Here is a 22,450-nt window from a genome sequence, read left to right as displayed (position 1 = left end):
ACGAAAACATTGACGGGTGGGCAGCCCCCGCAGGAAAAATTGCCCTTGCATCACCGTGAGGGCACGGGTGAGCGTTATTCATTCGATGAAGAGCCAGGAGCGCGCGAGCGTCGCTGTTTGTGAATTTCTGAGAAGCGACCCAGGAATTCAACCATCGCACCTCGGTAGCGGAGCGCTTCCGAAGGCAGAGGCAGGTTCAGGTCTCGCGAGATATCCGTTGCGTACTTGACCTGAGCAGGGGTCGGCGGTTTGAGATCGGCATCCACGCATTCCCGGAGGGTCATCGCGAAGCATGTGGCGAAACGCTCACAGAATCCGGCGATGGCGCCCTGCTCCGCAGCCCGCTCGAGCTGGATTTGCCAAGCATCCTGGGTCAATGGATCGATGGGAATAGCGATTTCAACGTTTTGGTCAATTATTAATTGAAAGGACATGGTATCGGGCCTTGGGCCCCATCTGGGTGATGGGCTACTTGATCTAGATGCTACGAAACTCGTAGTATCCGTCGCAAGCCAAAACTACGAATCTCGTAGGGGTATTCCCCTGCGCGGTTTGGTCGATGGCCCGTCAAATCAACATCAGGCTGGTATTCCAGCAGCGTCTCCGGGAGGCCCGACTCAGAACGGGCCTATCTCAAAAGGACTTAGGCATAGAAGCAGGTTTGGATCCGTTTGTGGCGAGCACCAGAATTAACCGCTATGAGGTCGGGGTCCACGAACCCGATTTGTCACTAGTATCGCGCTTAGCTCAGGTGTTAGGGGTCCCGACGGCTTACTTGTTTTGCGAGGACGATCGACTAGCACGTCTTATCTTGGCGTTCGATGGCCTTTCGATAGCGGAAAAAGAGCGCCTACTGAAATCCCTTGAGTCCAAAAAGAGCAAACGCAAATCAACGGTCAAGTCATAACGACGATGTCCGCTGAGGTCACATCGCACGTGGCGGTGTGGCGTGATACCACGCCCATGGATCAAACGGCCGGTATGGCAGCGCAGAGTTGCTAAGCCCTCTGCGCTACCACTTGTCCATAGTTAAACCCGGCATGGTACGGGCGCTCGCCATGCCATAAACGGGACGTTGCTCAGGTGTCGCTATTGTACTTTTTTGCTGGACACCAGTGCTGCACGGCGCCAGTCCAACACCCAATGTCGCCATGTTGTCGGCCATTGTTCAGCGCGCAGGCTAAGCCAATCCCACGCATTGGGCGGCAATACTGTTGCGACGTCTTGCCAAATCTTGCGTGCTTTGCCCTTCATCAACGGTTCGGCCGTTGGGCGCGAGGCCATGTTTTGTAACGCGTCAGCGACACACGCAAGCGCCATCCTCCGAATCGACGGATCTTCCAGCGAACGAAAGCGAATGAGGTTGTGATCACCCTCAAACGGCGGCGCCCTCAATCCCCTAAAAAAACGACGCCCAGCGCTCAACGTTGGGACTGCCGCTGATATGGGAAGTTCGTCCGACCACGGTTGCCAGTTCGTGGTGCATACCACAAGCAAGTCCTCCCAAACACGTAGCCGCCCACTAGCCGCGTGCCCATCTTTGCCTGCATGCGTATAGTGCTCGCCGAATGCTTCTAACAGACTCATTTCGGCACCATACACAGCTTCCTTCAACACGCTTGGCGTTGCCTCCCACGCGGATCGCAGATTTTTTACTAAAGTGTAGGGTCTGCGCATCAAGGTTTTGTGCGCGCGCCGGACCTCGTTACCTACCAACCCCCATCCCCACCCGAACGCGGGCACCTGTACTAACGGCAGGTCGTGGCGTAGGCAAAGCGTGCGCCAACTATCCGTCCATAACTGCCGCATGTATTGCGCGGTAATGTCGCCGTCTTCGCCCAGGCACTCGACGCATGCCGAACAGCGCGCATCGGGAGCTAAAACCCAGGGCGAGGGTGGCCACGCGATGCGATCCAGGTCATCTGCATCCATCCCGATGACGGTAGCTAAGCTGCGTGCCCAACCAGGCGCTGAAGGAAAGTCTGGTTCAGACTTGAGCGCGTCGGCGAGTTCAATTTGGACATTCGCGACCATACCCAGCAAGTCACTTCGATGCGTATGCCTGTCGCCAGCCCAGCGCATCAACCACGATGAGAGCGTCTCATCGTGGTGCGGTATCACGGTAGGATTGGAGAGATTAATCATTCCCATCTCCCTCATCACCGTCACTGCCTGCCGTCGAGGAGGTCTCCTCAGCATTCGTGGACGTTTTCACGCCACGCTTTGTCGCCGCGTTCAAAGACCCCCTCGCGTAGTGTTGAGCAGCCGCATGGCAGGCGTCCTGTGTCACGTATTCATCGCCGCTCAAGATCGCCATTTTGGAGGCACGTTTGATGATGCGAACCATGCGACGCATATGGCCAGTCGAGAGTCGTAAAAGCAGCGGCAACATGATCGGTCCCGCCAGATTTGAAGGGCGACGCAACGGCAAGCGCCACTCCCAACTGGCAAGGAAATTGCGCAGTTCGCTGCTCTCCGACCATGCACAAAACTCATATTGATCAAAACGCTCAAGGAGCTGCGGATCGGCTTGGATGCAGAGCCTGGCGAGCTCTGTGCCAGCACAAACCAGCGATACCTTGGGTGTATTGGTGAGGTCCCTTAAAGCCGCCATATTGTTGGCAAACGTTTTCGGCCCAGCGATAAAAAAATTATGGAGCTCGTCCATCGCCAACACGCGCGTACCTGCACTCGACAAACTGTCGTGCAGATTGAGCTCAAGCGTCGACGGTCGGTCACCTTCTCCGTATGGCACACGGAGCGCCTTCAGTGCACGTTGGTATAGTGCCCGCATTTCGGTGACGCCGGGAAGGTTGATCCGCACGACGGGCCTCAGAATCACCTTCGTTTCGTTGCATGTTACGGGCGGATATTTCTTTTCGACCACGTCCAAAAGTGTGCTTTTACCTACACCGGGTTCGCCAACCAACAGAGCGCAAAGTGGCCGCTCACTACGCTCACCGATAACAAGCTCGTCCACATCGGCGAGCACTTCCTTGGCACGCTGATATGGCACATAGCGATCGCGTAAGATATACCGAATGCGATCAATGTCCGGCCCCTCGAAGAGGGCATGAAGCTTGGGATCAACATGTGTGAAGTCGCTCATACTTCGTCCCCCACATCAATCGAAGGGCGAACTGAGTAGTCCAATCGCGGCGTTATCGAAGGCGGTGCCACAGGCTTTGACGACGTCCGAGACACACCAGTAGCTTTATCCGCCTCTGCAAGACGCTCTTGACGACGACGCTCGCGTGTGGACTTCTTCGCTTTGTCGACGATCTCGGCTTGCTTGTTTCGAGCATTGTGCTTAATCGCCGGATCATACTGACGGACAGCTTCCAGCGCCTTCTCCTTGCGCATGGCTTTGATCTCCCAGAGCGGCAACGCCGGCTTCGCATGATCCGCATAGGGCACGTCGATGTAATCGCCCGTTTCAGTGCGGACGAAAATCGTAGCCATGTTGCGTTCGTCATATTTCACCGTAACAGGTTCTTTCGAGCCCACCAGAGGATTCAACGCCGGAGCCCAGTAGCGATCACCTAAGAGATGGATACCCGCCGCAGTCACCAGACGCGTTTCGCTAGGGAGAAAATCGAGCAACAGTTTGCGCTGGCTGGTTACGATGGGAGGCAGACGCAAGCCCTCCGGTGTCATGTGCGCTTGGCGCCAGGCTGCCGTGGGAGACATGCCTAATTCGCTGTGCGTGTCGTTGTGATAAACACCAAGAATTTCGTAGGCCAACCATTCCTCGGCCTCTTCAATCGTCATGACCGAATCATGAGTGGGATCGTATTCCTGGCGGTGCTTAACACCATTGCCGGTTGCACCAGGGGCCCTTTCCACCCTGCACTGAATCGTGCCGATTATGCGTTCGACGATCGCTCCTTGTTCCTTCTTTCCAATGTCGCGAAACGTCGGCGGATCAATGCCCCACGCTTTGCAGCCGTCAGCGTATTCGTCGCTGTGAAACTCGTCAGCGTTGTCGGTGCGTGACACCTTGTAAACGCCGTACATAGGCCACGACAAATCTGTAATCCCGCGCTCGGCAAGCCATTTGTCTTTGCAAAGGATGGAGTGTGTCGTGAGTAGCGCTACCGTCATAATGCTCGGGCCACCCAAGCTGAGCATAAAACCCAAGACAACCCGCGTGTGGGCATCCACCATGACACTGAGATAAGCGCGGCCGATATGTTTTCGATGTACGCGGTCAACCAAAATCATATCCAACGGTGAGTGGTCCATCTCGACCAACGCCAAAGCGTGAGACGTGCGTATCACGCCAGGTTTTGGCGTAGTTGCTTCACGTGCACGCTTGCGCCCGAGACGCTGACGGAATGCTAATTCCCGCCCATGATTTTCAATCCGATCCCGCATGGTCTCGCGGGAGGGACACGGCAGGCCAGCGTTCGCGCACTGGCGCTCGATGTCGTCGTAGATTGCTTTCAGCCGTGTGGGCTTCTTGCTCTTGCGGTGCATATTGATCACCGAAACGATGATCGCCTCTTTTTGAGGACTCAGCTTTGTAGTGCCAGGTTTGGGCCCACGCCTACGTGATGCGATCGCTTTGGGCCGACTATCCTTACGAAGAATACGGAGGAATTCATAAATACGTGTTGGCTTCATACCTAGCGCGGTCATGAGCTTCGCCATATCGTCTTTGGTCAGCCGGCGACCGGCGTACTCGCGCAAGATCACCTCACGAGCACTTGCTTCGTCGAGATGCTTTTTCAGCATGTCACTGACGACAAGTTCTGCGGCGGCGACTTGACGCTCCGCATACGGTTTCAACTTGTAGATGGGGACCGTCGAGAGCACACCATCGCAGATGTTCTTGATGAGCACCGCATCGACTGACACAACACTGTCGATCTCATGAATCGCGCCATCACACAGGATTTTGGTTCCCGGCTCTAGACGTAAAACTGCTGCTTCAATTTCCATGGTTGGGTTCCTTGAAAAAAAGGGAATCAACCTGAAGCGCTGAAGCGACCAACTGCTTGACAAAAAGGTCTACCCTCCCCAAAATCAGGGGCGTCAAATTCGTCCAAGTTGACCGCTTTATTTGCCCTCGACGCTGCAAACGTCGAGGGCATTGCGTTTCAGGGGCTAGCGAAACATCGTTTTGGGACCTCCTTCTGTTGTACGAATCCGGCTGGTAATAGGCGCGCAAAGCCCTAACCGGCCGAGCGCAGAGCGCCAGTCGGGTCAGCTTTTTCTTCTGGGGGTGGTACAGCTAAGGCAGGCTCACTAGCCTGCTTTTCGCATCGTCAGTTAGCTCTCCTCAACCGGCTCACGCTGGGCCAATAGCCACGCACACACCTCTTCCGTAAGCGCAAAATGACCGCGCCGAGCTGGCAACTGAAAAACCTTGACGCCCAACGAGCCCCCTACGCGAGCTTGGCGAAACGCGCCCAGTGTGTTGAACCCCAGTAAAGAACGCAGCGCTTCGCCCCCAACGACCGCGCCATAGCGCTCCAGCTGCTGCCGTACCCAGCAATGCCTGTCGAAAGCTTGAGGTACGATTTTTTGATCTACCGGTAACATGTGCGAACGGCCTGACGTTTAATTACGGCAGATAATGCCGCCAGATGCATACAAGGCGGTACCTCACAAAACTAGGTGACTTTCGTGAGAATGGGGCGTCCTACTAAATCTGAAATTGACGTACTCCAATTCCGCCTTTGGGCGCGCCACTTGAAGCACCAAGCTCATCGGATGCATGCGTCTGGACAACTTGAAGGAACGTTACGCGTTCCGCCGAATTGGACATCGATTGAAAGGCTTATAGCTGCATCAAGCACGCAAGTCGGCGCGTCTTATGGAAAACTCCAGGCGCTCGAACGCGTAGCCAATTCAGGAAGCGATCCAACGAAGGTTGTGCGCCGTATACCAGCGAGTGAATGGGAAGACGCAGGTATTGTGGACCCAGCGATAAGAGAAATAAGAAAGAGCAAGGGCGAGGAAGTTCTCTATGCCGTGATCAAGCTAAATCTCGTCGAGTGCGCTGAGAAAATCTTTCAAGGATCATCGGATTGGTACAACACAAAAATATGGGACCTCCTGAACCTTGAAAACTTGTCGCCACGTGATGTCGAACAAATTACCGAGCATTGCCTGAAGAAGTTGGGGCTTTTTCGCACGCATTTAGTCGTCCACGGTGCCGGCGCGTTCAGCCAAAAGACGGCAAAGGACTATGTTTTTTCTACCCCGCCATCCTCACAAAGCGAGCTCGTAGCACAGTACAAATCGGATCTATTTCCTCTGACCGAAGATCCAACGGCGGACGGCTTAAGCCTCCTCGCGAGCATGTTGTTCGAGGCTAGCTACTTAGGAGACGAACTTCTCGTTGAAATCCACGGTGATCTGCTTGCGCAAGCTCTCACGAGCATCGAAAAACGGCCCCCTTTAGGGGAAGCCATTGGTCAAGAGACCCTGGAAGGCGATCCGCCACTTGTTCGAGACCGGAACATAGTCGGCATTCTTGCTAGCGCGATCTTCGATGCGGCGGCAGAGTTCGCAGAGAGAAGTCTGCCCCCTATTCACCGGATGTCCTTAGCGCTACCCCCGCGCAGACTTCGACAGACTCATCTAGCATGACAAAGTCGGCGCCGCACAATTACGAGCCAAAGTAAAATGGAAAAAAGTCAGATTGGGGAGAAGTTAAACGGAAATACTTAAGAAATTAGGCAATTGAGCGGAAATCCTGAAGAGCGAGCCGAGAAATACTTATCTGGACTCTAAATCGCCCTTTTCCCGATTTTCTTTCCGTCAAAGAACTGATGAATGCGCTTGTTTTCAAAGAATTTTCTCTCAAAGGGGAAAATTACACTTAACTGGCAAGCGTCCGGACTGGCACGCGGCTTGCTGCTTGGATATTCCGACCACACGGAGCTGTGCTTTGCCAAGGAAGCGCCCTCGCCTGAACTGGCTATACGACGACGCCAGACAAGAGTTCAAAACACCCAGCGGACGCGTGATCTCACTTGAAGAGATCGCGCACGCCGTGCTGGAAGTCCAACAGTGCAACATCGATCTGCAAGGACCCTGGGCCGGATGGAAACTACGCGGTGACCGACTCACACCACCAAGCTCACGAGCAGCGCTCAAGCCATGCACAACCCGCCTATTCCTACAATGGATATATAGCGGGCTCAGCGGTATCGATGAGAGGAACTCGAATCTCCGCCACAGCGAACAAGCTCACCATCTTGGTAAAGCGGCTCAATCACAACCGAACCGTCGACAACGCGGCGACGGTATACAACGCCGTCAGCGCCGCCACAAATGTAGCCTGCGGATAACTTCTCGTTCCAAGCATAAAAAGGCGCAGGACGTCGGATAGCGGCCACAGGCTGCGAAACCGCCTGAGCCGACTGGGTAACACGCGCCGAATCCGCAGTACGCACAGCGAATGATCCATAGGGATCGAAAAAGCGCCAGTACATAGCCCAGCCGAAAAAAAAGAGACCCGAGGCAACAAGTAGCGCGCAAAGCGCTGACCAAAGCACCCGGTTATCCATTACCTGCCCCCGTCAGCATAGCGAAAGAATCGCCCATGGCCAGAATACGGTCATAGAGGCAAAACCGGCAATCCCGCAGTTATCAACAACCGGCCACAAGATATCCACACGTTGTTGGCTCGTTCTATGAGACTGCGCCGCATATGATCTACACACAAGCTCCAACAACCAAAGGAGAACACCAATGGCTAGGTTCGCAGTAAGAGTTGAGCTACACGAAAACGGAACACAAAAACCAAACTATGAAGAGCTTCACGAAGTAATGCGTGCGGCTGGCTTTAACCAATTAATACAAGATGTAACTGGAAAATGGTTCAAACTACCAACAGCAGTCTACGTAATAGAAGTAAACGCATCCGCAGAAAAAGTAGCATCGGTTGCACTAGCAAACGCCAAGAAGGTTCAACCAAATCCAACACCATGGGTAATCGCCTTCGAATACATAAACGCTAACTGGACCCTAAAACCTGTATAAACGTATGCAGAACACGAAAGGGCACGGCGCTTGACGCGGATGCAGCAACACGGTGACGTGAAACGTGGACCCGGTTTAGCAGGAAATGACCAAAAGCGGGAAAGCGGTTGTGCGTCCTACGGACACGAGCAACATCACATGCCCGTACCGCTGGAAACCGGACCCTCTTTCGGCATCAACTCCGGAGGCGTGTAAGCAGCATGCACCGGAGAATCTTTCCAGCCGCCCGACGACGGTATATCGGAAGAAACGGCGACATCACCCCGCTGACCGCGATCCGGCGGCGCCTGCTCACGGTCAGCAGTGCGAGCGTCGCCTTCTTGAGACTGATGATCGGCTTCAGCGGGCGGCGCTGCGAACGGGTTGTAGACGCCGTTAGCCACCATCGAGCGACAAGTCTTGAGCGGAACATCGTAACTAGTACCCTGCTCCGTCTCACATCTACAGCCGCCGTCCTCATCAGCGATGCAATACAAACGCGGCTGCGCTTTCACCTCAAGCTTGTCGAACATAGGTGCCGTCCAGGGTAAACCGGGAACACGCGGCTTGGACCACTTCTCATAATCTTTCTGCCGAAGAGCAGCATCAGCAACACTTACCGACGACGCAGTAGCCGGCGCGGGCGACGATTTAGCAACAGTGCTCTTGTGAATCATATGCGGCACCAGAAAGCAACACGCCGCGATAGCAATCGCCAGCACAGGGATGGCATAAAACCTAAGCGGAATCTTCGCCTTGACCGTGTGCAATTCGCTGGACTTGTAAAGTGAAAAAACCGACTTGGGAAGCGTAGCGACCGCTACCGTAGCATCCGCCTGCTCACGACGAACATACGGGTCCTCAATACAACGACCCCACGTATACGACTGCACAACAATGGTGCGAAACTTGCGCACAAACAAGACGTGACATCCGATCAGCCCACGAACAAATGTCGAAACATTCTTAGGGTCCTGAGTCGTCAACCAAAAGCGAATGCCGAAATGACGGACCTCGGCGAGATCACGGACCCACGCCTCAGGCTTGCCGTTATCCTTGGGCATCAGACCGACCTTCTGACACTCGTCCACAGCGACGACAGACCCAGCGGGTAACGACTTCCAATTACGAAGCTCTTCGAGCGTCAGCACCGTGGCGACGGACGGGTCAAGACCATTGATGCCATACGCAAAACGCGGCGTATCCGGTTCGCGCTCACGAAAGCGCACCAATTCAGCGACAAGCTGCGCAGTCTTACCAGCGCCCGGAAGACCACTGAACAAAGTAATAATCATCAGCTGCTCGCCTTAGCTTTCACAAAATAAGCGCGCGACGAACTGACGATCATACGCCCAGCCCACGCGCTCAAAATTATCGTCACCGCCTTATCCAAACCAAGCCAACCGATCGCCTGACCGGCACCAGAATTAGCGATAGCCGACGCAATCTGACTGTGATCAATCACACCAGAGGCAACATTCTGCGCGACGAAATTAATTCCAAGCGCGACAAGAGCGGAAAGAACAATCTGGCCGGCGATCGTCAACAACATTTCGCCCATCCACGCAATCAAAACAGGCATATCAGCTCCTACCACCCGCAGTGATAATCGCCGCGGTGATATACGCGCAGGCGAGAATGACCCAATACAAAGTCGTGCCCAAAGCGCAACCTTGCGAGAAAGGAAACACAAATGAACCGCCCATCAGAGGGATAGTCTTATCAACCAACGGACACGTCGTTGAGTAACCAAAACCGGACGCATCGTAAGTACCCTGATTCGCTTGATCGCCTGTCGTGTTACCAACGGTGGGCGTCGTCCAGACATTCGACTGTGAATACTTAGTCTGATCGGACTGAAACGTTGGCGGCTGCTGTCCGTTACCGACAAGCAAATTATTCTGGTAACACATGGACTGCCAATCCTGCAGCGATATACCGCATAGAACAGCGTCACCCGAACACACCGGCGGCGTGTTGCAATCAGACCCCGCGCCAAACGAGTCAGAAGAACCGCTGCTGGACGACGAGGCGGGACCGCTGCCAGAACTCGTAGTCTTACCTCCGGTCTTCACCGACGTGGACGTAGAACCGCTCGACGACGAACCACCGGGCGGGTTATAGACACTCACGCCGATGTTACCGGTGCCACCGCCCTGCACGTTACCGGTTGGGTAGTTATCCTGACCAGCAATCTGCGTAGGAGGACTGGTGATCTGAGAGCCACTCGTACCGACCGGCGACGGTGGCGTAGGGGAACCCGCGCAAATGGTCGAACCCGCAAGAGACGAACAACCGCCCTGCGACGTGTCTGCGCTCGACATAGGCACGCAAAACTGACCGCCCGCATCCGTCGCGCAAAACTGCTGCGTACTCGGATCGAAACAACTCTGCCCACCGCAAATATTCGGGGGAGCACTAGACGACGTTTGTGGCTGCGGACTCGCAAGCTGACCGGAAGAATTATCGTACTCCGGAGTGCCAACGGGCGTCGCAGGCGAAGTACTCTCATTGCTCGATGCAGTCAAACCCGTATAAGAAATCGTAGCTGTGACCGTACACGTACCCGTCGAAGTAACGACACACTGACCACCATTGCTATACGTGATGTTGTAGGGACACGCCACGTAGCCACCTGACGACGGGTCCTGCGTCCATGTCTGCCCTATCGTACCCAACGTCTGACCGGGTGACACAGTGATGCCCGGAACAGTAGAACCCGTCAAACCGGAACACGGATTACTCTGCTGCACTGTGGTGCACGAATAATTCCACGTGTTGATGAAGCCGGGCTTCTGCGCGTACTCAGGCACATCGGCCGCGCCCAAATACAAACCGACGGAACACGTACTTGGTGGGTTGTACTGATCACCCTCACACGTAGCGCTAGGAGTAGTTGCGTAATTCTCGGACTTCGACCACGCAACGCAAGCAGCCATCGCCTGCGCATACGTGGTTGTCTGCGCGTAAGCGACTCCACCGAACGACGGCGGAAGAAACACGCCGAAAGAGAACACGAACAAGGCGAACGCGATCAGCGTTACGAATTTCGACCCGACCGAGCACGAAAAAGAATCCACGCCGCCCCCAAAAAACCGATAAGAAAAAAATAACCGTCGTACATAACACCCCCTAAAACGAAGCGCGGGCCGAAACCCGCGCGTCGTAGGTCAAACAACGGCGCGACGCACGAACCGGATCGACGCGATCAGAGCAACCACGCCGATCACAGCCGAACCCACCGCAACAATCGCAGGCTCGTTAGCGGTCAACGTCGCGACAATCGACGTCGGATCGATGGTGGTCGTACTACCCGTACCCTGCGCAAACGCAGCAACGGGACCCATAGCCACGAGGCCCAACAGCGCACCCTTCAACTTCTTAAACATCGGACACCTACCTAGTTAACGTGAATGGAATCAACAACGCTTCTGATACCCCACGCGAGCGCCCAAAGCGTCAAAATGGCGACCGCGATCTCGGCCCCATCGGCCAAAGACAAACACGGAATGAGCGTCGGCACCTGAACCCAAATCGGAGCCGAACAAACACCAGACGCATCGACATTCGCCGAATCACAGGCCTGATAAAGCGTCTGCAACAACACGCTCACCTCCTCAGAAAACGAAACGCCGCGACGACAACAACGGCCAACAACAACGCGCACACGAACAAATCAGTTCGCGACAAACACAGGTAGTGAATCTGGCGAAGACCGGGTACACCGGTCTCCACCAAGTACTGGTGACAACAGGCCCAAGGCCTACCGCGTTCCAGAAACCAGCCCATCACGCGACCTTGCGAGCGCCTGGAATCGCCACCAGATGCGGGCGACCCAGCTTCAACTCCGGCTCGAAACGACCCGACGTGTCGACGTATACCGACTTATCAACGTCGATGCTGTACTCACCGGGGGCATAAGCAGGTTGCTTGTCATCGAGACGAAGCGGAAACGGCTGCGGAAAATCGCCACCGTTGTCAAACGCCGCCAACTGCGTGCGGAACGTATATTCACGACCGTTCTTACCCTTCACGGTGCGCTGGTGGACCTGATCGGACTTAACAATGACCTTGCTCATGTGAGTATCTCCAGCCTGCCTTCAACGGCTTCGGCTATGACAAACGCCCCAAACGGATTCGTTTTAAGCCACGGCGGGGGCGTTTTCTTCGCCACATGGCGCGAAAGAAACCGGACCAGCTGCTCAGGCTCCGGCAAATTTTCAACAAGCAAATTGATAACACTGCCGTACTGACGACGCGCCCAGCGCAACGAGTGCGAGAGATTCGACGCGACGCGCTCACGCGCGGTGCGCATGCGGGAACATAGAGCGTCAATCCAGTACTTCATGACGGGGTAATGCCCCACCAGATAGGCAACCGGATTCGTCAACACATCCAACGGAATATCGCGATACTCCGAACCAAAACGCGCTTCCCAGCGCACCCAATTCACGGACGCATCGTCATCGCGCGCCCCTTGCTGCCTACCCTTCTCGTAAACACACAGCTGCTGATTACCGGTGTTCTTGCCGATGTAAACGGTCTTACCCGAACCATCATCCCAGCCAACCACCTGCAAAGCAGGTGGCCGGCCGGTGGTCGTAAATAACCCCTCAGAGTGCCAACGAATCGCGTCGTCAATGTTGTGCGCACCTTCGTAATCATCGTGCGCAACGTCGACACGCGTGACACGCGCGGACATCTGCTCAAGAACGTCGCGCACCCTGCCCCACGCCTGGACGTGGGCGCAGCCCGCGCCGGTCAACTGGATCATCGTCGTAAAACGCTGACGCTCACCGCCGAAAGCAATAACACCGCACACATCGCCGTCAGCGGTATGCAGTTTGAAGTGATGATCGTAGAAAGAACGAAACCCACCGCGATTACCGTTAAGAACCAACAGATCAGAAAGACCGAGCACCGCAAGAAGAATCTGCGCAAACACCAGCTGCGACGCTTCGTGCTGCGCGTCATAACCCGAGTGCAGCGCACGCGCGTCGGGCGCAAGTGCCTTAACCGCATCAGCAGTCACCGTAAAGGTCAGATAATCAATAAAAGCCGCCTCGCGGGTATCCGAGGGGGAGAGGGACTTTAGTCCCTTGTTAACTGAAGGGACTTGGCTCATCGCCGAAACCACGATTTGACGATCAGGATCGCGACAACAGTCAGAACACCCGCGACCATGCGAATAAGGAAATACTCAAAGGGATGGTGCATCACTTGCTGATGCCCTCAAGCGAATCGCGCTGGCGTGTAACCACAGCGCGCAACGGAAGCACCACGTCGAACACGCCAATCAGAGCGATCACGCCAAGAGCGAGATAGGCAACGAGCATCGGATTCCCCAAATGTTTCCACGCCGGAAACATTGGGCTATGTATACTCCCCGGAAACATCCACCGTCAACGGGTTGGAAACATGAGCGCCACAACTAATTTGCTTGACAAATACAAAAAAGTATGTTCGCTCGCGTCCGACAACGCGACAGCCGAAAAACTCGGCATAGGCAGAGCCGCAGTAAGCAAATGGCGCAACGGTGGCGGACACCCGGACGCAGACAGCGTTGAACGCATGTGCATCGCTACCGGCGAAAAATTGGCGCACTGGCTCCCGCTGATCGAAGCAGAACGCGCTCGATCACCAGAAATACGCAAGGTGTGGCTTCGGCTTGCGCAAGCAGCTGCGATCGTTGCACTAGCCGTAAACCTGTCCCCTGCTCACGCAGGGACAGTTTCGAGTGCCCATAATTCGACCACTCTGTATATTATGTAAAATTACAGATAGACCCTCGAAAGGCTTGCCCAGCGCCGTTATCGTCTTAACTCTGTCACCCAGACACTTAACCGTGTCATCCCTTCTACCGCGTCACCTTCTAACAGAATGGATGTGGTCCGCTTCTAAGACGAAGCCCGCGCTGTGCATGCACATTGGTGGAGGCACTCATGTTCAAGCTTTCGTTTTATGTCGCACTGTTGATGTTGGCCGCTAGCAGCAGCATCGCCGCGCCGGTTGTGTCGCCGCTGGAGCTTGTGGTGCTTGGATCTGGCGGACCTGGCGCTACGGGCCGAGCTGGAGCTGGATATATCGTTTTGGTTGACGGCACGCCTCGCGTCATGGTGGATGCTGGGCCTGGCACGTTTGTGCGGCTCGGCGAGGCGAAGCTGTCGTTAGCCAACGTCGATATCGTGCTGCTGACGCATTTGCATATCGATCACACTGGCGAGCTGCCTGGTTTTTTCAAAGCACGTGCGGTTTCAGGTGACGGGCCGGTCAATGTCCGGCTCTTTGGTCCCACCGGGCATCGTGGCGAAGGCGATGAAGCCACCTTCCCGTCAACCAGTCATTTTATCGATCTGTTGTTCGGCCCCGATGGCGCGTACAGCTATCTGCACGACTTTGCCGAGCCGGTGTCGATCAATGCGACGGATATCGATGCATCTGCGAATGCCTCCAAGATACCGAAGGTCATTTATTCAGCGCAAGGACTGGATATCAGCGCGATAGCGGGTCATCACGGCGACGCACCCGCGGTGATTTATCGCATCGACTACCATCATCAAAGCATCACCTTCAGCGGCGATATCGATGCTAACGGAATCGATAACCTGCAGCGCATTGCGCAGCACACCAGTCTGCTGGTTTTCAATTCCGTCGTGCTCGACCCACCAGGTTCACGACCGGTGCTTTACACCTTGCACACGCCGCCTAAGACGATTGGCGTGGTCGCTGCGGATAGCGGAACAAAAAAACTGCTGCTCAGTCATTTGTCACCCGTGATCGATCAACAGCAGGCCAGCGTCGAGGCTTCCATTCGCACGCACTACAAGGGTCCCATCGTGTTTGCTCAAGACGGTATGCGTTTACAACCTTGATATCGAATCAGGACAAGGTGATGGTTGCGATCAGGCCGCCGCCATCACGATTGGCCAATGCGAGGTTTCCACCAATCGCGCGCGTAAGTTGTGCGGCGATGGCTAGCCCAAGGCCGGCGCCACCGGTATCGCGGTTACGTGATGCTTCCAGGCGATAAAAAGGCTGAAGCACCTGCTCCAGCGATGCTTCGGGGATGCCTGGGCCACGATCCGATACCGCCATGCACAATGTGCCCTGCTCCGTTCTCCACGCGCTGACTTCGGCGCTGCCACCGTATTTGATCGCGTTGTCGATCAGGTTGCCCAACACACGGCGCAACGCCTGCTGACGAACCATGGCGGTGCCGTCGATGGAGCCGGACAGTGTGACCGGTCGACCCATATCCTGGTAGTCGAAGACGAGACTCTCGAAAAAGGCTTCCACATTGATACGCACGGGAGTTTCCGCACCACCATGCGCACTGCGTGCATAAGCGACGCCTTCTCGCACCAGATGCTCCATCTCACGCAGGTCTTTCAGAATTTTTTCCCGCTCTTCGCACTCTTCCAGATTCTCGGCGCGAAGCCGCATACGCGTGATCGGCGTCTGCAGGTCGTGCGAGATCGACGCCAGGATGTGCAGCCGCTCCTTGAGATGACGAGCAACGCGCTCCTGCATCGTGTTGAAAGCCACGGCGGCCTGCGCCACTTCGGTAGGACCGTTTTCACTCATGCGCGGTCCATCTGCAGTCGGTGTCATGGATTCGGCGGCTTGCGCCAGTTGCGTCAACGGCCGCGTCGCCAGTCGTACGGCCAGCCATGTACACACGAGCAGTAGCAGCAACTGCAACATCAACACGACAGGAAGCCACGACGCCACCGGCGCCATATGCGGTGTGATTTCCAGCGTGAGCGGCGCGCCGTCATGCAAAGTGAAATGCACCTGATAGCGCTCCGGCTTTACCGAAACCGCGTCGGCGTTCACGTGGTAATCGGGCCCCACTTCTTTAGCGATGCTGCGAACGAGCTGACGCGAACGTTCGGAAATCAGCGGCATGCCGGGCTGCCCTGCATCGAGCAGGAAGCGGTAATTGTCGCGTTGCAGACGGCCGAGCCAGTTGGGACGTTCCTGCACAGGCAAGCGATCCAGTATGGCGACCGAGGTGCCAACCTCGTTTTCGACGGTGTTGAGCATCACTGACACGGCGCTTTCGTAACGCTCGTAGGACTGCAGCGCCATAGAAAGACCTTGCGCCAACAACAAACCCGCCAGGATGATCAAATAAAGACGCGACGCCATGCTGCGTGGCAGCCAGCGCTTCGGCGCCATCGATGCGAGGAAACTCATGTGTCGTTCCCGTGCACGGTTACCGGCATGCTGAAGACATAACCTTCGCTGCGCACGGTCTTGATGTAGGTCTGTTCTCTTGCCTTATCTTCAAGGCGGGTTCGCAAGCGACTCACCAGCAAGTCGATGGAGCGGTCGAAGAGTTCCGCATCCCTGCCCTGCGTCAGGTTGAGCAGTTGGTCGCGCGACAACACACGCTGCGGATGATCCAGGAACACGCGCAGCAATCGGAATTCGGCGCCGCTCAGCGCAACGATGGTGTCGTTTTCGTCGATCAAATGACGTGCGGTGGTATTCAGGCGCCAACGGCCGAAGGACAACGTATCGACCGTCTCCGTGATGCGAAGGTTCGGCGGTAGCATGCGCGTGCGCCGGATCACCGCCTTGATACGCGCCAACAATTCGCGTGGCGAGAACGGTTTGGCCACGTAGTCGTCCGCGCCCATCTCCAGGCCGATGATGCGATCGGTCTCGTCATCGCGTGCGGTGAGCAGAAGAATCGGCACGGCGCGATGCTTGCCACTACGCAGCGTGCGGCAAAGCACCAGGCCGTCATCGCCCGGCATCATGATGTCGAGCACGATCAAGTCGAACGCCGACGTGTCGAGTTGCGCGAACATGTCGCGGCCATCGACGGCTGCGCTCGCGCGCAGGCCGTTCTTGCGTAGATAGTCCACGACACCGGTGCGAATGTCGTGATCGTCATCGACAACGAGAATGTGGTCGATGTGATCCATGTCGTTCATCCCAAGGTTGAGTTGCGGTTACGTTTTACTGCGCCTGACCCAGCAACTGACGAACGTGCTGTTCGGTCTCGTCGTAGTTTCCCTCGCCGACGTGGCTATACACCACCCGTCCTTGCCGATCGATGAGGTAGACCGCGGGCCAATAGCGGTTGCCGTAAGCGTTCCAGATGCGCGACTCATTATCCACCGCAACCGGCCACGTGACGTGTAGCTGGCGCAGAGCCAATTGGAGCGCGGCCGGATCGCGTTCTTCATCGTACTCGGGCGTGTGCACACCAACCACGACCAGACCGTCTTTGGCGTACTTGTCGTACAACGCTTTGGTATGCGGCAGTACGTCGATGCAGTTGATGCATTCGCGCGTCCAGAATTCGACCAGGACGACTTTGCCGCGTAGTGCGGCCATCGTCAGCGGCGGAGAGTTATACCAGCGGTCCGCGCCGGTGAATTCCGGGGCCTGGGAGACGGCCGTTTCCTGGGCGCTGGCCGTGGTCCACGCGGCGGGCCAATAGGCTAAAAGCGCCGAAGCCAGGGCGGCCGCGGCAATGGCGATACGCAGAAGTTTCATGAGGTTTTCCTCGCAATAGTGGGTGGCGGCGCCTGTGCGCGTTGCCTTGTCCGCTATTTGACGGCGCTGAGTTATCCCCAACGTGTCTGCTTTACCGGCTTTTTGTATCCGTTTGTACAAAGACGGCGGGTTTTGTATCGGAACGTATCCGGCGGCCGCCTCGACACACTGCGATGCCTTTTGCTACCCCGCGCGACACAACCGGGATACGTCGCGACGGTTTCCTATGCACACCGGCCAATTGCACGCCACCGCTTCGGGGCGAACGGCCTTTCACTTAAGGAAACCAAGCATGTCTCAGAACAGCACCGTTCTCTATACCGCTCAGACTGTCACCTCCGGTGGCCGTGATGGCCAATCGCGCAGCAGTGACGATCGCCTGAACATCAAGTTGTCGCTGCCGGGTTCCAACGGTACCGGCACCAATCCCGAGCAGCTGTTTGCCGCCGGCTGGTCCGCCTGCTTCATCGGTGCGATGGGTCGCGCCGCGCAGGAAGTGGGCGTGCGTCTTCCCGCCGACACCTCGGTGAACGCCGAAGTGGATCTCAACAACAACCCTGAAGAAGGTTTTTTCATTTCGGCGCGCCTGCAGGTAAGCCTGCCGGGACTCGATCTCGCCCTCGCCCAATCCATCGCCGATCGCGCGCATCAGATTTGCCCATATTCCAAGGCAACGCACGGAAACATCAACGCTGTCATCACCGCCGTCTAAGCGGCGCTTGTATCCCTCTCACTCATCCCATCACCGAGACACACATCATGAAAAACACCTACGCAACCCTGGCCGCTACGTTGGCCTTCTCTCTCGCAACGCTGGCGACCAGCGCGCACGCCACTTCCTCCAGCTCGGCGAAACCGGCGATGGAAAAATGCTACGGCGTAGCACTCGCCGGTAAGAACGATTGCGCTGCTGGCGCTGGCACGACGTGCGCCGGTACCTCCAAGGCAGACTATCAGGGCAACTCCTGGGTTCTGGTCGCCAAGGGCACCTGCACCACGATCAAGACACCGAAGGGCTACGGCTCGCTGCAGGCCAAGTCATGAATTTGCGCAGCGTGGAAATCGCGCCGACCAAGTTCGAAGCCGCGAACGTCAATCGCGATAGCGCACCGGCAACGTGGTTGTCGCGCATCGTGCCCGATGCGTTGCTGCTGCTTGTCGCGCGTCTCGGCATCGCTGCCGTGTTCTTCCAATCCGGACGCACGAAAGTCGAAGGCATCCTGACCATCAAGCCTTCCACTTACGACTTGTTCGCCAACGAATACGCGCTGCCGTTGATCCCGTCCGATTGGGCCGCGCGCATGGCGACCGGCGCGGAACATATGTTTCCCGTATTGCTGGTGCTAGGCCTCTTCACGCGGGTTTCTGCGCTTGCGCTGCTCGGCATGACCACGGTGATCGAAGTGTTCGTGTACCCGGATGCGTGGCCCACACACCTGAGCTGGGCCGGACTGCTGCTGCCACTCGTCGCGCGTGGCGGCGGGAAGTGGTCGCTCGACCGCCTGCGCCGCGCCTGATAGCCGCGAAAAACATCTGTTCTTACATCGCAATTCCCCGAGGAAAAAAATTCCATGCGCAAGTCGTTAAGTTTGATGATTCTCATGTTGGCGGCGGCCACATCCGCCTACGCCGCCGACACCGCTCCTCCCGCACCTGCCGGCGTCAAGAACATCGTGATCGTTCCCGGTGCGTTCGTGGACGGTTCGGGTTGGCACGTCGTGCACGACATCCTGATCCACAAGGGCTACACCGTGAACGTCGTGCAGCCGCGCGTCGAATCGCTGGCCAATGACGCCGACGCCGTGTTTCGGCAGCTTCGCAAGGAAGACGGTCCGACCTTGTTGGTAGGCAGCGATTACGGTGGCGCCGTGATCAGCGAAGCCGGCAACCGCGACAAGGTCAAAGGTCTGGTTTACGTCGCCGCTGTAGCGCCCAGCGTGGGCGAGAGCGTGCTGCAGCTCGTCGAATCTGTGCCTGAGCCGAGCAACGATCTGCAGACGTCTTTCGACGGTTACATCACGGTCGATCAGAAGAAGTTCGGCGCGGATCTCGGCGGCGATCTCACGGTGAACCGCACCAACTTCATGGCGATCTCGCAGGTATCGGGAACGGTCTCCGCGTTGCGTAGCGCCGCTGGCGTCGCGGCATGGCGCAACAAGCCGAGCTGGGCCGTCGTCGCCACCGAAGACCGTTTCTACAGCCCCGACCTGCAGCGCTCGATGTATCAGCGTGCCGGTTCGAAGATCACCGAGATCAAGGGCAGCCATTTCGTTTTCATGTCGCAGCCCGAACAGGTTGCGCAAGTTATCGAAGACGCCGCGCAGAGCCTGAAATAACGCCGCTTTGTTTCACCGTCACCCCCACACCCCACTCCAGGAAAACATCATGAACACTCTCGTCATCAAGTCTCGCAACAGCTTCGCTTCCGCAGCCGTCGTCGTCGCACTCGCTCTCTCATCGGTGGTTACGGCACACGCGGCCGATCAGTCCGCGCAGAAAGAACAGCCCGGCCGCTGCTACGGCGTCAACTCGTGCAAGGGCCAAAGCCTCTGCGCTACGGCCAAGCACGACTGCAAAGGCCTCAACGGTTGCAAAGGCCAGGGCGTCGTCGTGAAGACGCCGAGCGCATGCACTGCCGCGGGTGGCACGCTGACCGAACCGCAAGGCAAGTAATCGGGCGGGCTGAACCCGCAAAACGCGGGTTCAGCCCCTCACTCTTTTTCCCAGGAGTCTCGCAATGTCCACGTCACTACCCCGGTTTGCAGGTTATGGACTCGGTTTGCGCCGGGATCACTATCGGGACTTTCTCGAAACCAATGTGTCCGTCGATTTTGTCGAAGTGATCTCCGAAAACTTCATGGTCGAAGGCGGCCAGCCCCGACATATTCTTCGCCAGGTGCGCGAACGTCATCCGGTGGCACTGCACGGCGTGTCGATGTCGATCGGTTCTGCAGATGGCTTGAAACCTGAGTATCTGCGCAAGCTGAAGTCGCTGGCGGATGAGATCGAACCGCTTTTTGTTTCCGATCATCTGAGCTGGTCACGCATCGATCACTTCAATTCGCATGATCTGCTGCCGGTTCCCTACACCGAGGAGGCATTGAACATCGTCTGCGCGAATATCAGCCAGGCGCAAGACATACTGGGCCGCGCGTTGCTGTTCGAGAATCCGTCCAGCTACATTGCGTTCGGCGATTCGGTGATGACGGAATGGGAATTTCTCGACGCCATGAGCAAGCGCACTGGTTGTGGTTTGCTGCTCGACGTCAACAACATTTATGTAAGTGCCACCAACCACGGTTTCGACGCTCAAGCCTACCTTCGCGGTATTCCCGCTGATCGCGTGCGGCAGATCCATCTTGCCGGACATACTCAGGGCGAAGAACTTTTGATCGACACGCACGACATGCCGGTGCGCGACGATGTCTGGGCGCTCTATGCACAAGCTATAGCGCTGACCGGGCCGGTGGCGACCATGATCGAGCGCGATGGCAATATTCCGCCGTTGACCGATCTGCTCGATGAACTGGCCATTGCACGGCGCATCGGTGACAACCATGCACGCACGCGCAGAGCGGTGGCCGCATGAATCTCGCCGAAATGCAACGTGATTTTCAATCCTGGCTCGTTGCCGCATCGAGTGATGCAGCATCGCGTCTGAGTATAGGCTCCAGCGCCGGATTGAACGTTTACCAAAACAACTATCGCGTCCAGTTGATCGATTGCCTGGAAGCAAGCTATCCGAACGTGCGCACATGGCTGGGTGAAGAATCGTTTCTCGCCGCGGCCGTCGCTCATATCGACCGCCATCCGCCACACGCATGGACGCTTGATGCCTACGGCGATAACTTCGACGACACGCTGGCGTTGCCTTATCCCGATAACCCGGATGTGCACGAGTTGGCGCGGATCGAGTTTGCACTGGCGCGGGCATTCGTGGCGCCCGATGGCGATGTGCTGACGCCGGAGGCGCTCGCGCACGTCGATTGGGATACCGCCCGGCTCCGCTTGGTGCCCTCGCTGGAGATTCTGTCCGCGACGACCAACGCCGCGGATATCTGGTCGGCGCTGCAGCAGAACGATGCACTGCCCGAAAGCGAGATGCTCGCAGAACCCGCAGGCGTCATCGTGTGGCGGCAGCAGTTCACGGTTTACCTCAATACCGTGGATTTGCTGGAATATGCCGCGCTGTTGCAGCTTCAAACCAACGGCAGTTTCGCCGGACTGTGCGACATACTGGTCGAAAGGCTCGGCGAGGAAGAAGGTATCGCCAAGGCCGGTGCGTTGCTGATGAACTGGATCAGCAAGGAATGGCTGGTTGCGGCAGCCGCATAACTTGATAAGGCGCCCATACGGCGGCTTTGGGCCATCTTCACGCTTTCAATCGAGCTACCAAAAAATCGATTGCGCTGCGGAGCTTCGCCGTCGGGCGCGCACCATCGAGCGCCCCATACCGGGGGTGCTGATTGCAATGGGTTGGTGTGCCAAACTGTTGTCTCGATGTGCCCAGCCTCGATCTGGGGACGTTTAAGCGACCCGGCTATACAGGAGCAATTATCGTGAGCGCCGACAATGCGCCGTATCACGCGCATCTCTATTTCGAATCTTCCCAGCGAGCCCTGGCCGATACGGCGCGCGCCCTCCTCCGCGACTTCATGCAGTCGCGAAAAATTCCTCAGCTGCTGTTTGTCGGCCAACTCACGAACGGCAAAGCGGGACCGCATCCCATCCCGCAGTTTGAAATTCATTTCACGAAAGAGGCGTTGCCCGCCATTCTCGATTTCATCAAGGCGTCGGGATTCCGGGCACTCGTTCATCCGCTGACGGATGACGACCTTGCCGATCACACGACTTTGGCTCATTGGATCGGCACACCTGTGGAACTGGATCTGACGACGCTCGATCCACCGGGCAAGAACCAGGGTGTGGCCCGCTTCGGCAAATCGGATTTCTGACGTGC

Annotated in this window: 27 protein-coding genes; 13 read left to right on the top strand and 14 right to left on the bottom strand. The window is 56.7% G+C overall.

Features of this window, described 5'->3' with window-relative positions; translation table 11 throughout:
• Window positions 1–74: 74 nt before the first annotated feature.
• Window positions 75–434, bottom strand: a complete 360-nt coding sequence (locus EKH79_RS03165) for a hypothetical protein (protein ID WP_126672322.1) — start codon at window positions 432–434, stop codon at window positions 75–77.
• Window positions 435–559: 125 nt separating this feature from the next.
• Between EKH79_RS03165 and EKH79_RS03160 the strand changes: the two genes are divergently transcribed.
• Complete coding sequence (locus tag EKH79_RS03160) at window positions 560–907, top strand: helix-turn-helix domain-containing protein (protein ID WP_126672321.1); 348 nt, start codon at window positions 560–562, stop codon at window positions 905–907.
• A 182-nt stretch (window positions 908–1,089) separates the two neighbouring features.
• Here EKH79_RS03160 and EKH79_RS03155 read toward each other — a convergent pair whose 3' ends face one another.
• From EKH79_RS03155 to EKH79_RS03145, 3 genes are read right to left on the bottom strand one after another with little or no spacing between them, the layout of a single operon-like run.
• Entirely contained in the window at window positions 1,090–2,145 is a 1,056-nt protein-coding gene (locus EKH79_RS03155) for a TniQ family protein (RefSeq protein ID WP_158621178.1), read from the bottom strand.
• A complete protein-coding gene (locus EKH79_RS03150) occupies window positions 2,138–3,109 on the bottom strand; it encodes a TniB family NTP-binding protein (protein WP_126672319.1) in 972 nt (323 codons plus the stop codon). Before EKH79_RS03150 ends, EKH79_RS03155 begins: the two co-directional genes overlap by 8 nt.
• Window positions 3,106–4,944 (bottom strand): Mu transposase C-terminal domain-containing protein, encoded by a 1,839-nt coding sequence (locus EKH79_RS03145; RefSeq protein WP_126672318.1) that lies wholly within the window; start codon window positions 4,942–4,944, stop codon window positions 3,106–3,108. Before EKH79_RS03145 ends, EKH79_RS03150 begins: the two co-directional genes overlap by 4 nt.
• Window positions 4,945–5,697: 753 nt before the next feature.
• Here EKH79_RS03145 and EKH79_RS03135 point away from each other — a divergent pair.
• Together EKH79_RS03135 and EKH79_RS03130 are read left to right on the top strand one after the other, a co-directional pair.
• On the top strand, window positions 5,698–6,600 hold the full coding sequence (locus EKH79_RS03135) for a hypothetical protein (protein WP_126672317.1): 903 nt from the start codon (window positions 5,698–5,700) through the stop codon (window positions 6,598–6,600).
• A 1,107-nt stretch (window positions 6,601–7,707) separates the two neighbouring features.
• The gene (locus tag EKH79_RS03130; RefSeq protein ID WP_126672316.1) at window positions 7,708–7,998 is read left to right on the top strand and encodes a type V toxin-antitoxin system endoribonuclease antitoxin GhoS; all 291 of its coding nucleotides are present in this window, start codon (window positions 7,708–7,710) and stop codon (window positions 7,996–7,998) included.
• Window positions 7,999–8,132: 134 nt separating this feature from the next.
• On the opposite strand, the gene EKH79_RS03125 is transcribed toward EKH79_RS03130, so the two are convergent.
• The 7 genes from EKH79_RS03125 to EKH79_RS03095 form a co-directional block, all read right to left on the bottom strand.
• A complete protein-coding gene (locus tag EKH79_RS03125; RefSeq protein WP_126672315.1) occupies window positions 8,133–9,272 on the bottom strand; it encodes a zonular occludens toxin domain-containing protein in 1,140 nt (379 codons plus the stop codon).
• Window positions 9,272–9,559 (bottom strand): DUF2523 family protein, encoded by a 288-nt coding sequence (locus EKH79_RS03120; protein WP_126672314.1) that lies wholly within the window; start codon window positions 9,557–9,559, stop codon window positions 9,272–9,274. Before EKH79_RS03120 ends, EKH79_RS03125 begins: the two co-directional genes overlap by 1 nt.
• A gap of 1 nt (window position 9,560) precedes the next feature.
• Window positions 9,561–11,057, bottom strand: coding sequence for a virulence factor TspB C-terminal domain-related protein (locus tag EKH79_RS03115; RefSeq protein WP_126672313.1), 1,497 nt, complete (start codon window positions 11,055–11,057; stop codon window positions 9,561–9,563).
• A gap of 90 nt (window positions 11,058–11,147) precedes the next feature.
• Entirely contained in the window at window positions 11,148–11,366 is a 219-nt protein-coding gene (locus EKH79_RS03110; RefSeq protein ID WP_126672312.1) for a major capsid protein, read from the bottom strand.
• A gap of 11 nt (window positions 11,367–11,377) precedes the next feature.
• Window positions 11,378–11,584: a hypothetical protein gene (locus EKH79_RS03105; protein WP_126672311.1), complete on the bottom strand. Its 207-nt coding sequence runs from the start codon at window positions 11,582–11,584 to the stop codon at window positions 11,378–11,380.
• A 181-nt stretch (window positions 11,585–11,765) separates the two neighbouring features.
• A complete protein-coding gene (locus EKH79_RS03100; protein ID WP_126672310.1) occupies window positions 11,766–12,056 on the bottom strand; it encodes a single-stranded DNA-binding protein in 291 nt (96 codons plus the stop codon).
• A complete protein-coding gene (locus EKH79_RS03095; RefSeq protein ID WP_126672309.1) occupies window positions 12,053–13,114 on the bottom strand; it encodes a replication initiation factor domain-containing protein in 1,062 nt (353 codons plus the stop codon). The genes EKH79_RS03100 and EKH79_RS03095 overlap by 4 nt, the downstream gene beginning before the upstream one ends.
• A 281-nt stretch (window positions 13,115–13,395) precedes the next feature.
• On the opposite strand from EKH79_RS03095, the gene EKH79_RS03090 reads away from it, so the two are divergent.
• Together EKH79_RS03090 and EKH79_RS03085 are read left to right on the top strand one after the other, a co-directional pair.
• Complete coding sequence (locus EKH79_RS03090) at window positions 13,396–13,749, top strand: helix-turn-helix domain-containing protein (RefSeq protein ID WP_126672308.1); 354 nt, start codon at window positions 13,396–13,398, stop codon at window positions 13,747–13,749.
• A gap of 170 nt (window positions 13,750–13,919) precedes the next feature.
• Window positions 13,920–14,849 carry an MBL fold metallo-hydrolase gene (locus EKH79_RS03085; RefSeq protein WP_199754103.1) on the top strand — a complete coding sequence of 310 codons (930 nt, stop codon included), beginning with the start codon at window positions 13,920–13,922 and terminating at the stop codon, window positions 14,847–14,849.
• A gap of 7 nt (window positions 14,850–14,856) precedes the next feature.
• Here the strand turns inward: EKH79_RS03085 and EKH79_RS03080 are convergent, their stop codons facing one another.
• Genes EKH79_RS03080 through EKH79_RS03070 form a run of 3 tightly spaced genes read right to left on the bottom strand, consistent with a single transcriptional unit; the run spans window position 14,857 to window position 17,490 of the window.
• Entirely contained in the window at window positions 14,857–16,176 is a 1,320-nt protein-coding gene (locus tag EKH79_RS03080) for a sensor histidine kinase (RefSeq protein ID WP_199754101.1), read from the bottom strand.
• Entirely contained in the window at window positions 16,173–16,913 is a 741-nt protein-coding gene (locus EKH79_RS03075; RefSeq protein ID WP_126672307.1) for a response regulator, read from the bottom strand. Before EKH79_RS03075 ends, EKH79_RS03080 begins: the two co-directional genes overlap by 4 nt.
• Window positions 16,914–16,947: 34 nt before the next feature.
• The gene (locus EKH79_RS03070) at window positions 16,948–17,490 is read right to left on the bottom strand and encodes a redoxin domain-containing protein (protein WP_126672306.1); all 543 of its coding nucleotides are present in this window, start codon (window positions 17,488–17,490) and stop codon (window positions 16,948–16,950) included.
• A gap of 292 nt (window positions 17,491–17,782) precedes the next feature.
• Between EKH79_RS03070 and EKH79_RS03065 the strand changes: the two genes are divergently transcribed.
• The 8 genes from EKH79_RS03065 (at window position 17,783) to EKH79_RS03030 (ending at window position 22,445) form a co-directional block, all read left to right on the top strand.
• Entirely contained in the window at window positions 17,783–18,202 is a 420-nt protein-coding gene (locus EKH79_RS03065; RefSeq protein WP_126672305.1) for an organic hydroperoxide resistance protein, read from the top strand.
• Window positions 18,203–18,249: 47 nt separating this feature from the next.
• Window positions 18,250–18,534 carry a BufA1 family periplasmic bufferin-type metallophore gene (locus EKH79_RS03060; protein WP_126672304.1) on the top strand — a complete coding sequence of 95 codons (285 nt, stop codon included), beginning with the start codon at window positions 18,250–18,252 and terminating at the stop codon, window positions 18,532–18,534.
• On the top strand, window positions 18,531–19,007 hold the full coding sequence (locus EKH79_RS03055; RefSeq protein ID WP_126672303.1) for a DoxX family protein: 477 nt from the start codon (window positions 18,531–18,533) through the stop codon (window positions 19,005–19,007). The genes EKH79_RS03060 and EKH79_RS03055 overlap by 4 nt, the downstream gene beginning before the upstream one ends.
• 54 nt (window positions 19,008–19,061) lie before the next feature.
• Window positions 19,062–19,826, top strand: a complete 765-nt coding sequence (locus EKH79_RS03050; RefSeq protein ID WP_126672302.1) for an alpha/beta fold hydrolase — start codon at window positions 19,062–19,064, stop codon at window positions 19,824–19,826.
• A 49-nt stretch (window positions 19,827–19,875) separates the two neighbouring features.
• On the top strand, window positions 19,876–20,163 hold the full coding sequence (bufA2, locus tag EKH79_RS03045) for a BufA2 family periplasmic bufferin-type metallophore (RefSeq protein WP_126672301.1): 288 nt from the start codon (window positions 19,876–19,878) through the stop codon (window positions 20,161–20,163).
• A 64-nt stretch (window positions 20,164–20,227) separates the two neighbouring features.
• Window positions 20,228–21,079 (top strand): MNIO family bufferin maturase, encoded by an 852-nt coding sequence (bufB, locus tag EKH79_RS03040; RefSeq protein ID WP_126672300.1) that lies wholly within the window; start codon window positions 20,228–20,230, stop codon window positions 21,077–21,079.
• Complete coding sequence (locus tag EKH79_RS03035; protein ID WP_126672299.1) at window positions 21,076–21,825, top strand: HvfC/BufC N-terminal domain-containing protein; 750 nt, start codon at window positions 21,076–21,078, stop codon at window positions 21,823–21,825. Before bufB ends, EKH79_RS03035 begins: the two co-directional genes overlap by 4 nt.
• 224 nt (window positions 21,826–22,049) lie before the next feature.
• Window positions 22,050–22,445 carry a DOPA 4,5-dioxygenase family protein gene (locus EKH79_RS03030; protein ID WP_126672298.1) on the top strand — a complete coding sequence of 132 codons (396 nt, stop codon included), beginning with the start codon at window positions 22,050–22,052 and terminating at the stop codon, window positions 22,443–22,445.
• The last annotated feature ends 5 nt before the right edge of the window (window positions 22,446–22,450 follow it).

It is taken from the genome of Dyella dinghuensis (assembly GCF_003977615.1).
In the GTDB taxonomy this organism is placed as follows: domain Bacteria; phylum Pseudomonadota; class Gammaproteobacteria; order Xanthomonadales; family Rhodanobacteraceae; genus Dyella_B; species Dyella_B dinghuensis.
The sequence above is the reverse complement of the archived record's forward strand: the minus strand, read 5'-3'. Positions and strand labels throughout refer to the sequence as shown.

Coding starts and splice junctions, on each gene's coding strand:
- EKH79_RS03035 (WP_126672299.1), top strand. CDS start 21,076: ATGAATCTCGCCGAAATGCAACGTGATTTTCAATCCTGGCTCGTTGCC.
- EKH79_RS03070 (WP_126672306.1), bottom strand. CDS start 17,490: ATGAAACTTCTGCGTATCGCCATTGCCGCGGCCGCCCTGGCTTCGGCG.
- EKH79_RS03080 (WP_199754101.1), bottom strand. CDS start 16,176: ATGAGTTTCCTCGCATCGATGGCGCCGAAGCGCTGGCTGCCACGCAGC.
- EKH79_RS03085 (WP_199754103.1), top strand. CDS start 13,920: ATGTTCAAGCTTTCGTTTTATGTCGCACTGTTGATGTTGGCCGCTAGC.
- bufB (WP_126672300.1), top strand. CDS start 20,228: ATGTCCACGTCACTACCCCGGTTTGCAGGTTATGGACTCGGTTTGCGC.
- EKH79_RS03130 (WP_126672316.1), top strand. CDS start 7,708: ATGGCTAGGTTCGCAGTAAGAGTTGAGCTACACGAAAACGGAACACAA.
- EKH79_RS03145 (WP_126672318.1), bottom strand. CDS start 4,944: ATGGAAATTGAAGCAGCAGTTTTACGTCTAGAGCCGGGAACCAAAATC.
- EKH79_RS03155 (WP_158621178.1), bottom strand. CDS start 2,145: ATGATTAATCTCTCCAATCCTACCGTGATACCGCACCACGATGAGACG.
- EKH79_RS03120 (WP_126672314.1), bottom strand. CDS start 9,559: ATGCCTGTTTTGATTGCGTGGATGGGCGAAATGTTGTTGACGATCGCC.
- EKH79_RS03065 (WP_126672305.1), top strand. CDS start 17,783: ATGTCTCAGAACAGCACCGTTCTCTATACCGCTCAGACTGTCACCTCC.
- EKH79_RS03160 (WP_126672321.1), top strand. CDS start 560: ATGGCCCGTCAAATCAACATCAGGCTGGTATTCCAGCAGCGTCTCCGG.
- EKH79_RS03090 (WP_126672308.1), top strand. CDS start 13,396: ATGAGCGCCACAACTAATTTGCTTGACAAATACAAAAAAGTATGTTCG.
- EKH79_RS03060 (WP_126672304.1), top strand. CDS start 18,250: ATGAAAAACACCTACGCAACCCTGGCCGCTACGTTGGCCTTCTCTCTC.
- EKH79_RS03150 (WP_126672319.1), bottom strand. CDS start 3,109: ATGAGCGACTTCACACATGTTGATCCCAAGCTTCATGCCCTCTTCGAG.
- EKH79_RS03110 (WP_126672312.1), bottom strand. CDS start 11,366: ATGTTTAAGAAGTTGAAGGGTGCGCTGTTGGGCCTCGTGGCTATGGGT.
- EKH79_RS03055 (WP_126672303.1), top strand. CDS start 18,531: ATGAATTTGCGCAGCGTGGAAATCGCGCCGACCAAGTTCGAAGCCGCG.
- EKH79_RS03075 (WP_126672307.1), bottom strand. CDS start 16,913: ATGGATCACATCGACCACATTCTCGTTGTCGATGACGATCACGACATT.
- EKH79_RS03050 (WP_126672302.1), top strand. CDS start 19,062: ATGCGCAAGTCGTTAAGTTTGATGATTCTCATGTTGGCGGCGGCCACA.
- bufA2 (WP_126672301.1), top strand. CDS start 19,876: ATGAACACTCTCGTCATCAAGTCTCGCAACAGCTTCGCTTCCGCAGCC.
- EKH79_RS03125 (WP_126672315.1), bottom strand. CDS start 9,272: ATGATTATTACTTTGTTCAGTGGTCTTCCGGGCGCTGGTAAGACTGCG.
- EKH79_RS03165 (WP_126672322.1), bottom strand. CDS start 434: ATGTCCTTTCAATTAATAATTGACCAAAACGTTGAAATCGCTATTCCC.
- EKH79_RS03100 (WP_126672310.1), bottom strand. CDS start 12,056: ATGAGCAAGGTCATTGTTAAGTCCGATCAGGTCCACCAGCGCACCGTG.